Below are 19,575 nucleotides of genomic sequence, written 5' to 3'. Positions count from 1 at the left end.
GGATCTTGCATTCATACGGACGGTTAGAGTCGGGTCATCGCCTCTCTCTTGTCACCAGTCATAACGAAGTGAAGTTCCCCTCCGGCCCTGATCTCGCTGTGCTCGAAGGTCAGATCCCCCGATAGCGGCTTGTCGTTGATGGTGACAGACTTCACGTACTTGTTGTGAGGGCTGTTGTTGTCGGCGGTGATCCTGAAGGTCCCGTCCTTCACCGCGATCGTCACCTCATCGAACAGTGGGCGGCCGATGCTGTAGTGCAGGGAGGCAGGGGTCACCTGATAGAACCCCATGGCCGACATGATGTACCAGGCTGACATCTGCCCCACGTCTTCGTTGCCGATCAGGCCCGTTGGCTTGGTGGTATAGAACTCGTTCATGATCCGATCGAGATACTCCTGAGTTTTCCACGGTTCATCGGTCATGTTGTAGAGGTAGGGGATATGGTGGGATGGTTCATTGCCATGCATGTACTGGCCGATATAGCCAGTCAGATCAGGCAAGACCTCCCCGGTGTTTGATGAGCGGGCATTGAATAGTTCATCGAGATCCTCGCGCAGACCCTTTTCTCCACCCACTTCCTGTTTGAGCCACTGGAAGGCATGCAGTGGCTGGAATTTCCATTGCCAGCTGTTGCCCTCGGTGTAGGCGAACTCGTCCACATAGTAGGGATCAAACGGCAATAGCGGACAGACGCGCATCTCTACGCTGGTACCATCCGGCTTGTTGACCATTTCCAGCTTGCAGTCAGGTGATTTTTCATCGACTGGCTGATTGAATTGACTTGCCGGGCGGTGCGGGTTCCAGCTGTCAGGGTGGTTTTTGGGGCGGAAGAAACCAGTCTTGGCATCCCAGTGGTACAGGTAGTTGTCCGAGCGTTTTAGAAACTCCTGCTGAACCTTGTTGTTGCCCGCCATACGAGCGATTTCCGAGAGAGCCCAGTCACCATAGGCAAACTCCAGAGTGTAGGAGGCGGAGTTCCAATATCCCCAGTGTACATAGCCGTTCTGCTCATAAACCTCGAGCTGGGCAATGCTGGCTGCGCCGATGTTTTGGTCTTCGGTCCAGTCGGGGAACTCCTCCTTTTTGTGATAGCGAGCGGTAAATTCGGCAGCCTCCAACGCCTCCTGGGGATCCACATTCAGGCCCTTGGCCATGGCATCCGCGATGATGGAGATAGCAGGAAAGCCTATCATGGTGCCTGTGTAGTGACCGTGCAGCTCCCACTTGGGCAGAATGCCGCCATCTTTGTACTTGCGGATCAGGTCGTTGACATACTCCTCTGCTTTGCGGGGATTGATGATGGTCTGCAGCGGATGCTGGGCCCGGAAGGTGTCCCACATGGAGTAGACGGAGTAGTTGGGGATGGCACCGGCATCCTTGATCTCCTGAGTGCGCATGGCGCGGTACTTGCCATCCACATCCTGGAAGATCATCGGTGCAATTTGAGAGTGATACATGGCGGTGTAGAAGATCTCTTTTTGAGTCTGAGTGCCCCCCCTCACTTTCACTTTTTCCAGCTCGCCATGCCAAGCCTGCTGGTTGCTGGCTACCTGCTCCTCGAAACCCCAACCCGGCACCTCGGTTTCCAGATTTTTCTGTGCCCCTTCAACCCCGGTGGGGGAGATCCCGACCTTCAGCTCGAGTGGTTGTTCACTGGGGCTGAAAGTCAGATATGCGATGGTTTTAGTTCCCCTGAATGCATCCTGTGTCAAGGTCGTTTCGGTTGTTACGCCATCGACAACGATGCTGGCTTTGACCACTGGCTGGCTGAATTTTGCGTAGAAATAGATGTGCTGGTTATTGGCCCAGCCATCCGAACTGCGCTTGCCGCGAATGGTGTATTCATCGACAAACTCGATATCACCAATAGTGGTACGATTACCCCAGCTCTTATTCAGGGTATGATCAAGGTCGATTTTAATTGCAGGGGTGCTGCCTTTGGTGAAGGTATATTTGTGATATCCAACCCGGGCTGACGTTGTTAACTCTGCCTTGATTTTTCCGTTGTTAAGAATGACGGAGTAGTAGCCCGCCTCTGCTTGTTCATTGGATTTGTCAAATGTGTTGTAAGTAGTGTCGTTTTTATCGGTAAACGGCAAAACTAGAATATCACCAAGATCAGTAATGCCAGTGCCTGACAAATGGGTGTGAGAGAAGCCATAAACTGGAATATCTGATCGCTTGCCATGGTCAAAATAACCTGCCGCAGAGCCCCACCCCTCCATCTCTGTATCAGGGGAGAGCTGCACCAGCCCACCCGGGTAGACGGCTCCTGGAAAGGTATGGCCATCTGCACCGGTGCCGATCAATGGGTTTATATACCGGATGAGCGATTTATCAGGTGTCGGACGAACGTTGTCAGAAATGGTGGTCGAATCACTATCACAGCCAGATAGTGCTATGGTGAGAGCTATGACCAGTGGCGTTAGTTTACTTTTCATGACCTGACTCCTTGGCAAGGTTATATCATTTATGATTGTGCAATATCTTTCTTCGCCAATATTTGGCAACGGTTGATGTGGTTATGGATAGGATTCCAATATCTACAGGTGAGTTTAATGGTTGGCAAATATCATCATTTGATGTTCTTTGTTTTGGTGAGTTGATATTAAGAGTGTGTTGATTGAACGAGTAGATTAATTATGTTGCATTTACTGGATTATTATGACGGTTATTCAGTAGTGTGAATTAGATCACCAATGCTATTCAGGAAGGTTTTTCTAGGTTATTTCCAACTGGCAGAGTGAACCTTTCCGGCAAGTAGTTAACCTTTGCTGCGGGACGGTTGGGAAATGGATTGCAAGAGCAGAAGATGCGTCAGATGAGTTTGAACCGTTCGGGGCCTTTTGCTGCAGCGTTCATTCCTGAGTAAACCTTATAGTTCGTTTTATACACGCTTTACGTTATGTTGTCTGGTTATGACCGGTCGCGAAAATAGTGCTTTGCTATCGGTGTGAGTTAACTTCTTTTTTCTTTGGCTTGTGCGGGCTGGCCCGACGAATTGCGGCGTGGTTCTTTATGTTTCTGTTCAGGATCGATCTCTCCCGAACCGGGTTACGCTTCGGCGGTGCCTTGCTGGTCTTTACCCTGCCGCTGCTGGTGGGAGCTTGGCTCATCCACAGCAATTATGTGCAGGAGCTGAAAGCGGAATCCAGCGCCTCGGCCCACAAGGCCAGAACCCTGATGGAGTCGATGCTAGATCATGCGGAGCAGGCCAATCGCTCCGTGCTGCCCTTGGTGAATGCTCCCTGTCGCGACAACCTGCTGGTGCTGCGCAAGAAGGTCGCCATCGAGCCTTTCCTGCGTTCGGTCAATCTGGTGCGAAACGGCATCATCAATTGCACTTCGCTGTTTGGTGAGGCCAATGATGCCGATGACGGCTCCATCTACACTGGCCGCAAGCTGCTGCTGATGAGTGGCAACCGGGTGCGGCAAAATCACCCGCTGCTGGTGGTGCGCACCGAACAGGGGAAGGATGCCGCCTTGAGCGCCATCGACAGTACCCAGCTCAGCTTCATGCTCTCCATGAGCGGAAAATCCAGTGCGCTCTATCTGCAGGTGGGGTCGGCCTGGCTCAATGAGTCTGGCCGCTATCTGAGCGAGGCGCCCACCCTCCATCGCGGGATCAGCCAGGCCCTCACCTCATCCCATTATCCTTTCACCATCCATGCCGGTTATGCCATGCCGGTCTACTGGAAGTCGCTGTGGGCCGCGCGGCATGTGGCGCTGTCGTGGCTGGCGGTTTCCTCGCTTTTGCTGGCCTGGCTGGTGTGGTGGGTGCTGGGGCGGCCCGGCTCGCCAACAGATGAGTTGCGACGTGCCCTGCGGGCCAGGGAGTTTGTTCCCTATCTGCAGCCGCTGATTGCCAGCCACGACGGCAAGATGATGGGCGCCGAGGTGCTGATGCGCTGGGAACATGTTAATGAAGGGGTGATCCGGCCCGATCTCTTTATTCCGCAAGCGGAGGAGTCGGGACTGATCGTCCCCATGACCACCCATATCATGAAGCAGGTGGCGACACGGTTGAACCGCTCTCAGGAGCAGTTGCCCGACGGGTTTCATATCAGCTTCAACATCAGCGCCGCCCATTGCCACGATTTTGCCCTGCTGGCCGAGTGTCGCGCTTTCCTCGGTCACTTTGTTCCCGGCAAGGTGGTACTGGTGCTGGAACTGACCGAGCGGGAGCTGTTGATGTCAGATCCCCAGACCCTCTCCCTGTTCCGCCAGCTGGACGAGATGGGGGTCAAACTCGCCATCGACGACTTTGGTACCGGCCACTCCAGCCTGGCTTACCTGCAGCAGTTTCATGTAGATTACCTCAAGATCGACAAATCCTTTATCGCCCGCATCGGTACCGAGTCGCTCTCGGAACATATCGTGGACAACGTGATCGATCTGGCGACCCGGCTGGGTCTGGCGCTGGTGGCGGAAGGGGTGGAGAGCGAGCGTCAGGCTGACTACCTCAGGGCCAAAGGGGTCGATTATCTGCAGGGGTACCTGTTTGCCCGCCCCATGCCGCTGCGCCAGTTCTGCGAGGAGCTGCTGCCGGAAGAGGCACAAACCCGCCAGCCAGATGGGGTGCGAGGCATCCCGAACGCGACCTGATTTATCGGTGACAGACGGGCGGCCACGTTCCCCTCTGGCAGGGTAGGGGAGTGCTCTCTCCCTATCCCCCCTCGAGTGCAGGGGCTTGTTTTCCATGCCTTGTGGCTCGCTTTTCGGTAGAATCGGCGCTCATTTTGACGTCAGTAAAAGATGAGGCGCGGTATGACGGTTCAGTTCCAGGCATTTCACAGCATCAAGGCGATTGGTAATCGGGAGGTGCTGTTCAACTGGTCGAGAACCAATCCCCTCGGGGCGCTGGATCAGGTGTGGCGCCCGAAAACCCGCGATGAGCTGCAAGCGCTGCTGCGGGAGCACCCCGAGCGTAAGTTGCGCCTTATCGGCTCCGGCCTCTCTTTTGAGCCCATTCATAGCGTCTACGCCGAGGGCAGTCAGGCACTGCTGGTGGACTTGCACCACCTGCGCGGCCAGTTGGCGAAAACCGCCGATACCGTGACCTATCAGGCGGGGACGCCGCTCGATACCGTCTATGCCGAGCTGATCGCTATGGAGCGGATGCTGCCCGCATCCCCCGGCGTTATCGGCATCCAGACCCTGGGTGGCGCCCTCAGCACCGGCACCCACGGTCAGGGGCTGCACCAGTCAGCCCTGTGCGATGCGGTGGAGGCGATGACGGTGATGCTGGCCAATGGCGACATCATCCGGGTGGATCGCACCGACCCGCGCTTCGGCGCCTTCGTGATGGGGATGGGGATGCTCGGCATCCTGCTAGACGTCACCCTGCGTACCGTGCCCAACCGCATCATGCGTTGCACCAAGTTCACCACCGATTACCCCTTCCTGCTGGAGCACAACGAGCGGCTCAACCGCGAGCACGGCTTCGTGAAGAGCTGGTGGTTTGCATGGACCGGCGAGAGCCACATCTGGCTGGTGGATCCCGCCTCCGATGAGGAGGTTGCTCGCTACCGCGCCGGTGGCAGCGAGCCGCTGCTGCTGGATGGCGATATCGACGCCCGCATGAACGCCACCATAGATGCCACCCTGCAGAAGATGGCGAAAGATACCAAGGATGAGGCGCTGGCCGGTGAGCACTTCGAGACGGTGCGCCGCTTCAAGGATGCCTCCGATCTGGTGGGCAACGTCTATCAGATCCTCTGCAAGGGGATCCCGGCGCCCCAGATCAATTGCGAAGTGGCGGTGCCGCTCCATCGCATGAACGAGGCGCTGGAGACTCTGCAAGCGTGGCAGCAGGCCAATCCGGGCGTGTTGCACTACCCCTTTATCCTGCGCTGCACCGGCCCTTCCGAGGCCTGGCTCAGTGCCGCTTATGGCCAGCCGGTCTGCTGGATCGGTTTTCTGGTCTATCTGGCTGCAGACGGCACCTTCGTCAACGGCTCAATGGAGCAGATGCGCGAGCTACAGCAGCTGCTGGTGCCCCTTGGCGGTATCCCCCATTTCGGCAAGCATCTGGCGATGGATCTCTACGACTTCCCGGCCCTGCTGCCACGCTGGAACGACTTTGTGGCGTTGAAAGCCGAGCTCGACCCCCACGGTCGTTTTGAAAACCGCTGGCTCAGTGACCTGTTTGCCAACCGGTAAGGATCTGACATGACCGATATGCAAGATACCCGCTCACTCATCACTCTGCCGACCAGAGGGAGGTCATCGATATGACCGATATGCAAGACTCCAGGATCCCAGTGACCCTGCTGACCGGCTTTCTCGGCAGCGGCAAGACCACCTTGCTCAACCACTGGGTCAAGCAGCCGGAGCTTGGCGAGTGCGCCGTGCTGATCAACGAGTTTGGCTCGGTGGGGCTGGATCACCATCTGGTGCAACAGGTGGACGAGCAGGTGATGCTGCTCGACTCCGGCTGCATCTGCTGCTCGGTGCAGGGCTCTCTGGTGGAGGCGCTGCAGGGGCTGTTTATGAAGGCCATCCAGCGCAAGATCAAACCGTTCAAGCGGCTGATTATCGAGACCACAGGTCTGGCAGATCCGGCCCCCGTGCTCTTTACCCTGCGCGCAGAGGGCTTTATCGCTCAGCGCTACCGCTTCGATGGCACCGTCACCGTGGTGGATGCCGGTCATATCGAGCAGCAGCTGGCAGCCCAGTATGAGGCGGTAAAGCAGGTGGCGCTGGCGGATCTGCTGGTGGTGAGCAAGGGGGATCTGGTGGACGGCGAACAGCTGGCGCGGGTCGAAGCCCAATTGGCGGCCCTCAATCCGGCGGCCCCCATCCAGCAGGTGACCAATGGCGAACTGTCGCCAGCGGTGCTGGAGAAGCTCGGCGCCTACAACGAAGCGGCGGGGCGCGATGTGCGCCAACTGCTGGCCTGGCTGCGCACCGAATCCCCCAAGCAGGGGCTGGCATCCCCCATGCAACCGAAGATGCAACCGTTCGCCGCCAAGGTGGGCACAACTGCGCCCACCCACTTCGAGCACGGCAACATCGAGAGTTTCTCTTTGCGTATCGGTGAGCCGCTCAAGCCCTCTCGCCTGCTGGCCGCCATCGATGCGGTGCAGGCGCAGTATGGCGATGCCCTGCTGCGGCTCAAGGGGATCTTGCAGCTGGAAGGAGAGAGCCAGCCGGTGGTGATCCACGGTGTCCACGGCCAGCTCTATCCGCTGCAGGCGCTGGGCGACTGGCCGGAGGGCAAGGCCCAGTCCCGACTGGTGTTTATCGTGAAAAGTCAGGACAAGGCCGGTATCGAGCAGCTCTTTATGGCGACCCTCAAGGCCCCCGAGCCCACTCTGGAAGAGCGGCTCAAAGCCATGCTGGGTCAGCCCGACAACTGATCTTGCGCGTTGCAGCTCTCCTGTACCGGGTCAGGACGGCGGCGGTTGAACAACACAAACGCCACCGGCACAAAGTAGAACGAGAGCAGGGTCGCCAGCGCTGTGCCACCGGCGATGGCGATGGCAAAGGGGGGCCAGAAGCCGCAGCCCCCCAGCAATAGCGGGATGAAGCCGCCCACCGTGGTGATGGTGGTCGAGACGATGTGGCGGCTGCAACCGGCCACCAGATCACGGATCTGCGGCAGATTGCCCTGTTGTGCCAGCGGGTCTGCCTTCAGCTCAGCCAGAATGACGATGGCGGCGTTGATGGCCAGCCCCATCAGTCCCAGCAGGGCGATGATCACCGTAAACCCGAAGGGGTACCCCAGCAGCCAGACCCACAGCAGGCCGAGCCCCGCCGACTGGATCGCCACCAGGGTGACGATGCCTGCCAGCCGGAACGAGTTGAAGCTGAGCACCAGCACGGCCACTAGCAGCACGGCGACCAGGCTGACATGGGCCATCAGATTGCCCACCGATTCATCCCGCTTGGCGGCTTCCCCGCCAAACTCCAGTCGATAGCCCGGCGGCAATGCCAGCGCCTGGGCGGCCAGCCTCTCTTTGACCTGCTCCAGCACGGTTTGCGGCAGCACGCCGACCGCCAGATAGGCCTCCAGCACATTGACCCGCTCACCATCCCGACGGCTGATCTCCCCCCAGCTTGGCAGCAGCTCGGGAGTGGCCAGTGCCCGCAAGGTGAGATTGGCTGCCCCTTGCTGGCCGGTGCCGGTGAGCGACAGCGGCACATTGAGCAGCGCATCCGGATCCTGACGCAAGGGCTCGGCCAGCCGCACCCGAACCGGGATTGACTCGGTGCCTTCCAGCACAGTGCCGCCCAACCTGCCATCCAGTGCACCCGCCAGCCGGGAGGCAACATCGGTCAGGCTCATGCCTGCCAGTCGGGCGGCCTCCTCATCGACCTGCAACCAGAGTTTGGGTGCCCCTGCCTGCAAGGTGGCGCGGGTCTGCACCACGGCCGGGGTATTGGCGAGCAGACTGCGCAGCTCCTCTCCCAGACGGTGCAGCTGTTCAAGGTCGGGGCCAAACAGCCGCAGCTCGACCGGGGCATTGAAAGGCGGCCCCTGTTCCAGCTTGCGCACCAGGATCTGCGCTTCGGGAAATCTTGCATCGAGTCGCTGCTGCAGTTGTGGAATGAGCCGCTCGGCAGCATCGGCATCCTGCAGGGTGATCATCCCCTGGGCGTAATCGGCCCGCCCCTGTTTTCTGGGCACCAGGTTGTAGTAGAAGCTGGGTGCGTTGTCGCCCACCACCCAGTCCTGGCGAACCAGCTCGGGGAGACTGGCCAGCTCGGCAGAGATCCCCAGTGCCAGCTCGCGGGTGCGCGCCAGGCTCGCCTGTGGAGAGAGGCTGGCCTCGATGTGGATCATGTCCCGGTCGGCAGGGGGAAAGAACTGTTCGGTGAGGCGGCCCGCCACCCAGAAACCGAGCAGGGGCAGCAGACTGACCAGTAGCAGGGTGCGCCAGGGGTGAGCCAGCGCCATGGCGATGCTCTGCTGGAAACGGGCGCTCACCCGGGGCAGGTGCAAGCCATCCTGATACCAGCGTCCCCCCTGATCACTGCCAATCCAGCGGGCTGCGAGGCCAGCCACCAGGGTGTGGGCGATGAGGTAGGATCCCAGCAGCGAGCAGATCACCGCCCAGGCGATGCCGCCGACAAACTCGCCTGCGGGGCCCGGCATCAGAATGATCGGCATAAAGGCGAGCATGGTGGTGAGGGTGGAGCCCAGCAGTGGCAGCCAGAGGTGGCCGATGGCTTCCAGTGCGGCGGCACTCATGACCATGCCGTGGCGGCGCTGATACTGCACCCGATCCGCCATGACGATGGCGTTGTCCACCATGATCCCGAGCGCCACCACCAGACCGGTGACCGACATCTGGTGAATGGGCAGATTGATCAGGTTCATGCAGGCGAATGAGAACGCAACGGTAAGCGGCAGCGACAGGGCCACGATAATGGCGGCCTTGACTCCCAAGGTCACCAGCAGCACGGCCACTATGATGAGGAAGCCCTGCACAATGTTGATGAGCAGGGTGTCGAGCCGCTGATCGGTATAACGCTGCTGATCGAAGCTGGTGACGAGGCCGATATTATCCGGCAAGTCCTGTTGCAGCTTGGCCAGCATTGTATCGACCCGTGCCGACCAGAGGTCGATGCGGTGATCCTGTGCCATCCGCAGGCCGACCACCACGGCCCGTTCACCATTGGCAAAGGCCAGCTGACTCTCCGGCTGGTGCAGGGTACGTCTTACCTCGGCCAGATCGCCAAGGCGCAGGGTCTGGCCCTGCTCGCCGGTACGCAGCGGGATCTGGCGGATCCGCTCCAGGGTATCGAGGGCGCCGCGGATCTCCACCTGAAAGCGATTGTGGCTGCCCTGCAACTCTCCGGCGGCTACTTTGGCATCGGCACCGCTCAGCGCCTGGGCAAGCTGTTCGCCACTCATGCCGCTGGCACTGAGGGCGAGGGGATCGAACCGCACCTCGATCTCCTCCTGTGGTGTCCCGACCCGCTCGACGTATTCGGTGCCCGGCAGCTGGCGAGCCCGGCGTTCCAGCTCGGCGCTGTAGCGGGCGAGGCGATCCAGCTGCGGCTGGCCCGGCCCGTGCCAGACCACATTGACCAGCCGGGTGAAGGGGTAGCCCTTCTCGTCATCCAGCTTGGGGGCACTGGCGCCTGCTGGCAGTCCGGCGGCCAGATCTGCCAGCCGGTCACGAACTCTGGACCAGACAGGCTCGACATCGCTGACCTCATCCTTGAGCTCCAGATTGATGATGGAGAGACCGGGGCGAGAGCTCGACTCGATCAGCTTGATCTCGCTCTGGGCCCGCAGCCGGTTCTCGATGGGCTCGCTCACCAGCGCTTCCACCCGTTCGGCGCTGGCCCCGGGGAAGTGGGTAACCACGCTGGCAAAACGGCTGGTGAGCTGGGGATCTTCGGTTCTGGGCAGGGTCTGCAATGCCGCAAGGGCGGCCGTCAGCAGCAGTGCGACCGTCAACAGCAGCAGGCGGCCATTCTCGATAAACGGGCGGATCATGACTGTGGCTCCGGATGCGCCACCTGATGATCCACGCTGGTGGTCAGGGTGACCTGCTGGCCCGGCACCAGTTTATGCAGGCCATCGGTCACCAGCTGTTCTTGTCCGTTCAGGGCACCACTGATCCAGGCTCGTTCGCCATCTTGCTGCAGCAGGGTGACGTCCCGACTGACCACTCGGGGTGGCGTTTCGTCGTTGAGCAGATAGAGGGTCCAGCTGCCGCGCAATCCCTGGGTCAGCGCGGTGAGCGGCACCTCGTAAGCACGGGTGGGCTCGCGGGTCTGATGCAACAGGGTGATCAGTTGCCCCTCTGCCAGTTGTTCGCCGCCCCGGGTCAGCTGGAAGCGGGCGGTGCGGGTGTGGGTCTGCCCGTCCACTTGTACCCCCAGATTAAGCAGGCGCCCCTCCAGTGATTGCACACCGCTTTGCAGGGGGTAGCGTTGGCCGACGATCAGGGTCTCGGCCTGTTTCACCGGCACGCCGATATCGGCCTCCCACTGGCCGCTGCGGGTCAGGGAGAAGAGAGGCTGGCCTGCGGCCACCACGGCCCCCAATGCCTGCTCGCGGCTGACCACAATCCCGTTGAAGGGGGCGCGCAGCTGTGATTTCTCCTGTTTGACCCGGTTGGCTTCGAGGGCGGCGGCCAGCTGGTTGGCGCTTGCCTCCAGCATGCGGACTTTGCCTTGCTGTTCATCCAGCGCCTGACGGGAGCTGAACTGCTGCTGGCGCAGAGCGGTGAGTCGTTCGAGCGTCTGCCGGGCAAGGGTCAGCTCGGCCTCGTTCTGGGCTGCCCGGGCGGCCAGCTCTTTGGCTTCCACTGCCAGCAGCCGGGTATCCAGTGTGGCCAGCAGTTCGCCAGCCGCGACCGGCTCTCCGCGTCCCTTGTGCAGAGTGGCGATCCGCCCTGCCAGCTCGAAGCCTATCTGGCTGTGCTCGGGGGCGATCACCCTGCCATTGAAGCGGTGCAGCACCGGGTAGTGATCGCTGGCTTGCAGCGGCTGGGCGATCACCCGGGTCAGGGCGGGTGTTTCTTCTGACTCTGTGACCGGGCTGCAGCCACTCAGTAACAGCGCCAGCAGGATTAAGCAAAGTGTCATGACATCATCCTCTGGTTGACATAACATCAAATCACACCGGTGAGTCTAGTTTTTCGAAACTAGACTGTCCAGTTTGATTGTGGAGGAAAAATGAACATTTCACCCCGTAGTCAGCAGAAGCGGGCTGCGATCCTCGATGCTGCAGGGCGGCTCTTCTGTCAGCACGGTCTGCATCTGGTCAGCATGGACATGGTGGCCAGTGAAGCGGGCGTCTCCAAGCAGACGGTCTACAGCCATTTTGCCAACAAGGAGTCGCTGTTTGCCGAAGCGGTGGGCAGCAAGTGCGTCAGCAGTGAGCTGATGCCGGAGGTGTTGCTGCGTGGCAACAACGTACGGGAGAGCCTGATTGCCTTTGGTCGCAGCTTTCGCAAGTTGATCCTGAGCGATGATGCCATCAATATCTTTCGCACCTGCATCAGCTGCAACGATGCCCAGCTGGCCACCCTTTTTTTCGAGGCGGGCCCGCTCTATGTGACCAATATGCTGTCCAACTGGCTGGAGCAGCAAAAGCAGCAAGGCCTGCTGTGCCATCAAGACAGCGAACAGGCCGCCTTGCAGCTGTTGCTGATGTGGCAGGGAAAGGAGCGCATGCTCCGTGAGCTGGGTCTGCCGTTGACCCAGAGCGCTGCCGAGCAGGATGTCTGGACCCTGAGTTGTGTCGATCTCTTCCTGACCGCCGCCGCTCCCCCGCAAAAATAATGGAGGTGGCAATGAGCCACACAGTGACAGATGCCCAGCGCAAGTGGCTGCCCCTGCTGGCGGCGGTCGGTTTCTTTATGCAGGCGCTGGATGGCACCATTCTCAACACCGCCCTGCCCAGCATGGCCGAGACCTTGGGAGAGAGCCCGCTGCAGATGCAGTCGGTGATCATCGCCTACATGTTGACGGTGGCGCTGCTGATCCCGGCCTCCGGCTGGCTGGCAGACAGATTCGGCACCCGCCGCATCTATCTGACCGCCATCTCGCTCTTTACCCTCGGCTCGCTCGCCTGCGCCGCCTCCAATTCGCTCTCCATGCTGGTGGCCGCCCGTGTGCTTCAGGGGATTGGCGGTGCGCTGCTGATGCCGGTGGGACGGTTGGCGGTGCTGCGGGTCTATGACAAGCACGAGCTGCTGCGGGTGATGTCGTTTGTCACCATCCCGGGGCTGCTCGGCCCGTTGATGGGGCCGGCGCTCGGTGGCTGGCTGGTGGAAGTGGCGAGCTGGCACTGGGTGTTTCTCATCAACCTGCCGGTGGGGCTGCTCGGCTTTATCGCCAGCTGGCACTTTATGCCGGAGCTGCGGCAGCAGACCGCCCGGTTCGACTGGCAGGGCTTTGTGATGTTCAGCGTCGGCATGGTGCTGGTGTCGGTCGGCTTGCAGGGGTTGGGGGAGCACAGCATCTCCACCGGTTGGGCGCTGTTTGCACTGATCTTCGGCTTGGCGGCGATGGCGAGCTACTGGCTCTATGCCGCCAATGCACCGCAGCCGCTCTTTAGCCTGAGCCTCTTTAAGACCGCCACCTTTGCCATCGGCATCTGGGGCAACCTGTTTGCCCGCCTCGGCAGCGGCGCCATGCCGTTCCTCACCCCGCTGTTTCTGCAGCTGGGGCTCGGTTTCTCGCCAAGCAAGGCGGGGATGACCATGATCCCCACCGTGATTGGCGCCATGCTGACCAAGACGCTGGTGAACAAGCTGATTCCGAAGGTGGGCTATCGCCGCATCTTGATCGGCAACACCCTGTTGCTGGGGGCGATGATCGCCAGCTTCTACTTTATCGACAACCAGCTCCCTTACGGGGTCTTGCTGGGCTGGCTGGCGATCTTCGGCGCCATCAACTCGCTGCAGTTCTCTGCCATGAACACTCTCACGCTGCAAGATCTCAGCCCGACCCTGGCCAGCAGTGGCAACGGCCTGCTCTCGGTGGTGATGCAGCTCTCCATGAGTTTGGGGGTGGCGATTGCCGCCAGCCTGCTCGGGCTCTTCTCGGCGGGTACCTCAGCGGGCACTTTAGTGGCCGAGGGTCAGTGGCTGGCCGGGTTCCACCTTACCTACCTCTGTGTCGGGTTGCTCTCCATGCTGGCGGCGCTGATCTTCGCCCAGCTGGCGCGCGATGGGGCTACGCCGTCGGGGCGGGCAGATAGCTGACCTCGCAGGGGAGCTGCGCCAGCACTTCGGCCAGATGCTCGGTCGCCAGCAGAAAGGTCTGCTCCGGGTGGCCCGGAGTCCAGGTGAAGGCGGTGTGGTTGAGCAGTTGCGGATCCACCAGTAGCGGAATATCGGCACGGGGCAGGAAGGGGCAGACCGCCCCCGGCAGGCAGCCGATCTCCGCCTGCATCTCTTCGGCGGTGCAGATGGAGGGCTTGGCACCGAGTGCGGCCTTGACCGCCTTGTTGTCGAGCCGTCCGTCCCTGTGGGTCAGCAGCAGGGCGAAGCGGCCATCCTTGAACTTGAGAAACAGGGTCTTGCTGAACTCCGCCTGCCAGCCGAGGCGGGCCTTGACCTTTTCATCGGTGGCGTAGTCGAGGATGGGTTCATGCTCATAGCGCTGGTGGGGCAGTTCTGCCAGCAGCTGGCAGTTGAAGTGGTGAATGGTATCGAGTGGCATGGGGTTCTCCTGTAGTGGGCGCTATCCTGCCAGCCTCGCAGGGTCAGGCCCAATGACACTTTCTTATCCGTAATAAGCAACCCTGTCCGTGAAAACAACAAGGGCGCCGTGAGGCGCCCTTGCGGATCAGTGATGCTGCAATTCGCACGCTTCCCAGTGAAAGGGAATGGGGCACAGCTGCTGGGAGGCCTTGTCATAGGCTTGCCACAGCTCGCCCATGGTGCGGCCATCGACGGGGTGGCGCAGTTTGGGGGCCAGCTCGGCCAGCGGCCAGAGCACGAAGGCGTTGGTGAGCACTTCACCACGCGGCAGCACCAGCGGGGTGTCGCAGACCAGATCGCCATAGAGCAGCAAATCGAGATCCAGGGTGCGCGGGGCGAACTTCTTGGCATCCGGCTCGCGGCCGTGGGCGAACTCCATGGCCCGCAGTCGCTGGCAGACGGTGGCCAGCGGCAGATCGGTCTCGGCAGCTGCCACCAGGTTGTAGAAGGGGCGGCCGTTGAAGCCGACCGCTTCGCTCTCGAATACCCGGGAGACCCGCAGCTGGCCAAATTCGGCGTGCAGGGCATCGAGTCCGGCACGGATATGGCGATCCCGCTCGATGTTGGAGCCCAGGCTGATATAGATGGTGGTCATCAGTTGCTGCTCGCGGCCGGCGTGCGATGGCGCAGGATCTCGACGCCGACCCCGGCGGCATTGGGCACGGCGCCCGGCTTGGTGAGGGTCACCTTGACCCACTGTACCCGCTCGTCGGCGAGCACCAGCATGGCAACCTGCTCGGCCATGGTCTCGACCAGCTCGACCACCTTGCCGCTGACATGCTCGCAAATCTTGTTGGAGAGGTCGGCATAATCCAGTGCCAGATTGATGTCGTCGGTTGCTGCCGCGGGGCGGTTGTCGAACCCCATCTCGAGGTCAAAACGGAGCTTTTGGCGAATGCCCTTCTCCCACTCATATACACCTATGGTGGTCAAAACTTCGAGTCCGCGAATAAACACCTTGTCCATGACTGTACTTCTTCTTTACTCTTGATGGGCTGTGATGACAGCGCAGGGATGCTGGCCGGGCAACAGGCTTGCCGAGGCGCTCTGGGTGGGCATGGGCCCATGCCAGCGTATGTGGCCCGCATCATACCCCATTCATATCGTGGTAAAAACGACCAAGATGACGGCCCTGACGATTTTGATGATTATTCTGGCCTACCTGGGTGGTTCACTATCCAGTGCTGTGCTGGTCTCCCGCTGCACCGGTCTGCCCGACCCGCGGGATCATGGCTCCCACAATCCGGGGGCAACCAATGTGCTGCGCCTCGGTGGCCGGATGGCGGCGCTGGTGGTGCTGCTGCTCGATGTGCTCAAGGGTACTGTGCCCGTCTATCTCGCCTGGTATCTGCAGATCAAACCCGTCTATCTCGGCTTTATCGGGGTCGCCGCCTGCCTCGGCCATATGTACCCCATCTTCTTTCATTTTCGTGGTGGCAAAGGAGTCGCCACGGCACTGGGGACCATGATGCCCATCGGCTTTACCATGGGGGGCGCCGTGATTGGCACCTGGCTGCTGGTGTTGCTGGTGAGCGGCTACTCCTCGCTGGCCTCCATCATTACCGTGCTGCTGACGCCGCTCTTTACCTACCTGCTCAAACCCGAATACACCCTGCCAGTCTCGCTGCTCTCCTGCCTTATCCTGATCCGCCATCACGAGAACATCTCCCGCCTGCTCAAGGGGGAGGAACCCAGAGTCTGGGGGCGAAAAGGCGCGGCCTGTACCGAAGAAGTGGCAGAAATGGACGATGTTGCGCAAAAAAGAGACGAACGAGACAAAAAGTGAAATTTCCCGTTGACCATCTGCCTTAAAATCCGTTTAATAGCGCCCACGCCCAGATAGCTCAGTCGGTAGAGCAGGGGATTGAAAATCCCCGTGTCGGCGGTTCGATTCCGTCTCTGGGCACCAATTTTGGTGCCATGAAAGAAAAAATTTGTTCATGCACAATGGTTTAAAGTGTGCCGGCTTAGCTCAGTAGGTAGAGCAACTGACTTGTAATCAGTAGGTCACCAGTTCGATTCCGGTAGCCGGCACCATTTGCCCAGATAGCTCAGTCGGTAGAGCAGGGGATTGAAAATCCCCGTGTCGGCGGTTCGATTCCGTCTCTGGGCACCAATTACAATTCCTCCTTAGTTCAGTCGGTAGAACGGCGGACTGTTAATCCGTATGTCACTGGTTCAAGTCCAGTAGGAGGAGCCAATTCAAAAAGCCCTTGTCGCAAGACAAGGGCTTTTTTCTATTTGGCTCAGCCATTTTTTAACCATAAAAACAACCACACACGCACAGATGAACCGCAGGATAGATATGGAAAATCATGTAGTTATAGAGTCAAAGGGGCGACTTGCCGCCATTCGAAACTGGATGGAACCCGTGCTGGTGCTGCTTATTCTCGGCAGCCTGTTCGGTTACCTCGGCAGCCAGATGGGCCTCTCTGCCATGGTCAACACCCTGTTCAATACCGCCCACCAGCTGCTGCTCAATACCGTGCTCTTTATCATGGGGATCACGGTGCTCTCCGGTGCCCTGAGCCAACTCTTGAGCGAGTTCGGGGTGATCCGTCTGCTGGAGGTGCTGCTGGCCCCCCTGATGAAGCCGGTGTTTCGCCTGCCTGGCCGCACTGCCCTGGCGGCGCTGATGACCTTCTTCTCCGACAACCCGGCGGTGATCAGCCTTGCCAAGGACAGCCGCTTTCGTAAAGGCTTCACCCCCTGGCAGCTGGTGTCGCTCACCAATTTCGGCACCGCCTTCGGCATGGGGCTGATCGTGGTCACCTTTATGGCCACCCTGCAACTACCGAGCGGTGAATCCACGGCCAGTGCGGCGCTGATCGGGCTGCTTGGTGCTCTGGTGGGCTCGGTGGTCTCTACCCGACTGATGCAGCGGATGATCCGCCCACTGGTGGGGGAAGTGCTGAACGATGACGCTGTATCGTCCGACGGCCGCAAGGTAGGGGTGACCAAAGAGGCGGCTCCCGGCTGGCTGAGGATCCTCAACTCTCTGCTCGATGGCGGCAAATCTGGCGTGGAGCTGGGGATGGCGGTGATCCCCGGGGTGCTGATCATCAGCACCTTCGTGATGCTGCTGACCTTCGGCCCGGGCGACAAGGGCTATACCGGCGAAGCGTTTCAAGGGGTTGCCCTGCTGCCAGTGCTGGCCGCCAAGGTGAGCTGGCTGTTTGACCTGCTGTTTGGCTTCCAGCAGCCGGAGCTGGTTGCCTTCCCGGCTACCTCGCTCGGTGCGGTTGGTGCCGCCATGTCTCTGGTGCCCCCTTTTATCGCCAAGGGGTGGATCACCGGTAACGAGGTCGCGGTGTTTACCGCCATGGGGATGTGCTGGAGCGGCTTTTTGAGCACCCATACAGCCATGCTCGATGCCCTCGGCTATCGCCACCTCACCTCCCGCGCCATCGTTGCCCACACCATCGGCGGCCTGTGCGCCGGTGTGGCCGCTCACCAGCTCTATCTGCTGCTGGGCTGAGTCAGGTTCAGGCACGGAAACAAAAAGAGGCTCTTCGGAGCCTCTTTGCGTTTCCCCCTGCTGCTCACGGGCGCACCAATCATTGCGGCGTGATGCCCTGCACCTTCAACCAGAATCGCTCCTGACAGTGTTTGTGAAACAGCTTGCTGGCTGGAGTGATGGGGATGGGACTGGCGATGACCCGATAGCTGATCCAGCACTCGGCACAAAGCTGCTGCGATGGCGCTTCGTCCTGCTCGGTTTGCTGGCGGATGACGACCCCATTGGCAAACCAGCTGGTGGTTATCTGGTGCTGGATCACAGTGCCGCTCTCATCATGCTCGCTATAGTGTTCACTCTCTTGGCGTGTGAGGTTGACGGAGCTCGCCTGTCGATGAATGGCCCTGATATAGCTGATTAGTTGATTCATTGCCGATCTTGCCGTGATGGTTGACCTGTACTGGATGAGCTGTACAGGATGAAGAGGGCTAGCGTAACGTGCTGCCTTGGTTGCGGCAATCGCTTCGGCTGCGCCGCAAGCAAACCTGAAAAGGGGAGAGCAATGGGGATCCCGCAAAACAAGGCCGAGCAGCTACTCGCGATCGATACCAATTTCAGCAAGTTGTTCAAGGCGTTGCAGGCCGTCCCCGAGAGCCGAGTGCGGGAGCCGCCCCTGGCAGGGCACAGCAAGGGAACCACCATGAGCGTCGCCAATCTGCTGGCCTACCTTATCGGCTGGAGTGAACTGCTGATCAAGTGGATCGAGCGGGATGCGGCAGGTCTGCCAGTGGATTTTCCCGAAACCGGTTTTAAGTGGAACGAGTTGGGCAGGCTGGCCCAAAAGTTCTATCGGGATTACGAGGGGCTCTGCTATCCGGCGTTGTTGCAGCGATTGGCTGCCGCCAGAGGATGCATCATCGAACTGGTGGAGGCGCGCAGCGACCAGCAGTTGTATGGTTGCCTCTGGTATGAGAAGTGGACGCTCGGGCGGATGATCCAGTTCAATAGCGCCTCCCCCCTATCTCAACGCCAACGGGCGGCTGCACAAGTGGCTAAAAGAGTTGGCGATCCGGGTGTGAAAGGAAGGGGGCGCGGCTCGGGTGGGCGACAAAACACTTTGCCACCACATTGCCACTACCGCCCGTGGCGGCAGCTACTGGCCGCCTGACTCCCCTTTGCGCTCGGCTATCTCCTGAGTGCTGCTTGAACAAATAGATCAGCCATTCAAGGGATTAGCCAGTGCGGTGTGTTTTATCGCCATGCTGGCCCCGCTTATGCACATCTCTTGGCAACACCATTCAGAGTCGTTGTCGCGGAGAGATATCATGATCAGCAACCTGCTCCCCCTTGCCTCTATCGCCCTCAAGCTGGGCAGTCAGCTGCTTGGCAGCAGTAGCAAACCTGAGCCCGTGCAGCCTGCCGTACAGGAGGAGCACCTTGCCCCGACCGTCCAGAGCCTGTTCCAGCGGCTGGGTGTCAAGGATGCCGACAGCGAGCAGAACCGCGCTGCCATCAACCACTTTATGGGTGAGCTGATACAGACACTGGGGCAGGAGAATGGTGGCCAATCCCTCCCGGCTGCCATCGACAGCGCCCGCAACCAGCTGGCGAGCGGCACCCAGAGCACCCGCCTCGATGCGCTGCAAAGCGAGCTCGATACCCTCAAGGATTCCCTCGGTGCCAGCCATCTCAACCTCGATCAGTTGCTCGGTGCCTTTAAACAGACCCTGCCAAATGGCAAGGGAGAGGGGGTTGGCAAACTGCTCAATGCCTGCGCGTGAAATGACTGAAAATATGGATTTCAGTAGATGACGAGCCTGTCAATAAATAATCTGGTAGCGTATTCGTGTGGATGTGATGCAAAGCGTGACTATGGCTATTTCCCCATGAAATAGCCCACCCGTTTCATATCCATAGAAGAGAGGAATTCATATCTTTCTA

General features: G+C 59.9%; 16 protein-coding genes and 4 tRNA genes. 13 read left to right on the top strand and 7 right to left on the bottom strand.

All coding sequences use genetic code 11. From position 1 onward, the window contains the following. Window positions 1-23: 23 nt before the first annotated feature. Window positions 24-2,459, bottom strand: a complete 2,436-nt coding sequence (locus tag I6L44_RS14480) for a GH92 family glycosyl hydrolase (protein WP_254204224.1) — start codon at window positions 2,457-2,459, stop codon at window positions 24-26. A gap of 559 nt (window positions 2,460-3,018) precedes the next feature. On the opposite strand from I6L44_RS14480, the gene I6L44_RS14475 reads away from it, so the two are divergent. From I6L44_RS14475 to I6L44_RS14465, 3 genes are all read left to right on the top strand, one after another. After that, entirely contained in the window at window positions 3,019-4,605 is a 1,587-nt protein-coding gene (locus tag I6L44_RS14475; protein WP_088868335.1) for an EAL domain-containing protein, read from the top strand. Window positions 4,606-4,767: 162 nt separating this feature from the next. Then, window positions 4,768-6,162: a D-arabinono-1,4-lactone oxidase gene (locus tag I6L44_RS14470; RefSeq protein WP_216952193.1), complete on the top strand. Its 1,395-nt coding sequence runs from the start codon at window positions 4,768-4,770 to the stop codon at window positions 6,160-6,162. A 71-nt stretch (window positions 6,163-6,233) separates the two neighbouring features. After that, window positions 6,234-7,361 (top strand): GTP-binding protein, encoded by a 1,128-nt coding sequence (locus I6L44_RS14465; RefSeq protein WP_216952192.1) that lies wholly within the window; start codon window positions 6,234-6,236, stop codon window positions 7,359-7,361. Here the strand turns inward: I6L44_RS14465 and I6L44_RS14460 are convergent. After that, a complete protein-coding gene (locus I6L44_RS14460; protein ID WP_216952191.1) occupies window positions 7,346-10,453 on the bottom strand; it encodes an efflux RND transporter permease subunit in 3,108 nt (1,035 codons plus the stop codon). The genes I6L44_RS14465 and I6L44_RS14460 overlap by 16 nt on opposite strands. Then, on the bottom strand, window positions 10,450-11,550 hold the full coding sequence (locus I6L44_RS14455) for an efflux RND transporter periplasmic adaptor subunit (RefSeq protein WP_216952190.1): 1,101 nt from the start codon (window positions 11,548-11,550) through the stop codon (window positions 10,450-10,452). The genes I6L44_RS14460 and I6L44_RS14455 overlap by 4 nt, the downstream gene beginning before the upstream one ends. A 90-nt stretch (window positions 11,551-11,640) precedes the next feature. Between I6L44_RS14455 and I6L44_RS14450 the strand changes: the two genes are divergently transcribed. Together I6L44_RS14450 and mdtD are read left to right on the top strand one after the other, a co-directional pair. Beyond that, window positions 11,641-12,249: a TetR/AcrR family transcriptional regulator gene (locus I6L44_RS14450; RefSeq protein ID WP_216952189.1), complete on the top strand. Its 609-nt coding sequence runs from the start codon at window positions 11,641-11,643 to the stop codon at window positions 12,247-12,249. Between the two features lie 11 nt (window positions 12,250-12,260). Then, window positions 12,261-13,676 (top strand): multidrug transporter subunit MdtD, encoded by a 1,416-nt coding sequence (gene mdtD, locus I6L44_RS14445; protein WP_088868340.1) that lies wholly within the window; start codon window positions 12,261-12,263, stop codon window positions 13,674-13,676. On the opposite strand, the gene I6L44_RS14440 is transcribed toward mdtD, so the two are convergent. The 3 genes from I6L44_RS14440 to folB all read right to left on the bottom strand — a co-directional run bounded on the left by I6L44_RS14440 (window position 13,648) and on the right by folB (window position 15,143). Next, window positions 13,648-14,136 (bottom strand): YbaK/EbsC family protein, encoded by a 489-nt coding sequence (locus tag I6L44_RS14440; RefSeq protein ID WP_005336108.1) that lies wholly within the window; start codon window positions 14,134-14,136, stop codon window positions 13,648-13,650. The genes mdtD and I6L44_RS14440 overlap by 29 nt on opposite strands. A 126-nt stretch (window positions 14,137-14,262) precedes the next feature. After that, entirely contained in the window at window positions 14,263-14,772 is a 510-nt protein-coding gene (gene folK, locus I6L44_RS14435) for a 2-amino-4-hydroxy-6-hydroxymethyldihydropteridine diphosphokinase (RefSeq protein ID WP_201947224.1), read from the bottom strand. Further along, complete coding sequence (folB, locus tag I6L44_RS14430; protein WP_005355064.1) at window positions 14,772-15,143, bottom strand: dihydroneopterin aldolase; 372 nt, start codon at window positions 15,141-15,143, stop codon at window positions 14,772-14,774. Before folB ends, folK begins: the two co-directional genes overlap by 1 nt. Window positions 15,144-15,300: 157 nt before the next feature. Between folB and plsY the strand changes: the two genes are divergently transcribed. From plsY to I6L44_RS14400, 6 genes are all read left to right on the top strand, one after another. Beyond that, the gene (plsY, locus tag I6L44_RS14425) at window positions 15,301-15,963 is read left to right on the top strand and encodes a glycerol-3-phosphate 1-O-acyltransferase PlsY (protein ID WP_201947226.1); all 663 of its coding nucleotides are present in this window, start codon (window positions 15,301-15,303) and stop codon (window positions 15,961-15,963) included. Between the two features lie 47 nt (window positions 15,964-16,010). After that, window positions 16,011-16,086 (top strand) — tRNA-Phe (locus I6L44_RS14420). 52 nt (window positions 16,087-16,138) lie between these two features. Beyond that, window positions 16,139-16,214, top strand: a tRNA-Thr gene (locus tag I6L44_RS14415). Window positions 16,215-16,217: 3 nt separating this feature from the next. Next, a tRNA-Phe gene (locus I6L44_RS14410) sits at window positions 16,218-16,293 on the top strand. A gap of 8 nt (window positions 16,294-16,301) precedes the next feature. Beyond that, window positions 16,302-16,377 (top strand) — tRNA-Asn (locus I6L44_RS14405). A gap of 105 nt (window positions 16,378-16,482) precedes the next feature. Then, entirely contained in the window at window positions 16,483-17,655 is a 1,173-nt protein-coding gene (locus I6L44_RS14400) for a nucleoside recognition domain-containing protein (protein ID WP_005355060.1), read from the top strand. A 79-nt stretch (window positions 17,656-17,734) separates the two neighbouring features. On the opposite strand, the gene I6L44_RS14395 is transcribed toward I6L44_RS14400, so the two are convergent. Beyond that, a complete protein-coding gene (locus I6L44_RS14395; RefSeq protein WP_216952188.1) occupies window positions 17,735-18,064 on the bottom strand; it encodes a hypothetical protein in 330 nt (109 codons plus the stop codon). Window positions 18,065-18,196: 132 nt separating this feature from the next. On the opposite strand from I6L44_RS14395, the gene I6L44_RS14390 reads away from it, so the two are divergent. Both I6L44_RS14390 and I6L44_RS14385 read left to right on the top strand, forming a co-directional pair. After that, window positions 18,197-18,802 (top strand): ClbS/DfsB family four-helix bundle protein, encoded by a 606-nt coding sequence (locus I6L44_RS14390; protein ID WP_302055871.1) that lies wholly within the window; start codon window positions 18,197-18,199, stop codon window positions 18,800-18,802. A 157-nt stretch (window positions 18,803-18,959) separates the two neighbouring features. Then, window positions 18,960-19,415 carry a hypothetical protein gene (locus tag I6L44_RS14385; protein WP_216952187.1) on the top strand — a complete coding sequence of 152 codons (456 nt, stop codon included), beginning with the start codon at window positions 18,960-18,962 and terminating at the stop codon, window positions 19,413-19,415. Window positions 19,416-19,575 lie beyond the last annotated feature (160 nt).

The organism is Aeromonas sp. FDAARGOS 1414 (assembly GCF_019047065.1).
Taxonomy (GTDB): domain Bacteria; phylum Pseudomonadota; class Gammaproteobacteria; order Enterobacterales; family Aeromonadaceae; genus Aeromonas; species Aeromonas veronii_A.
This window is presented reverse-complemented; position numbering and strand designations above follow the sequence as displayed.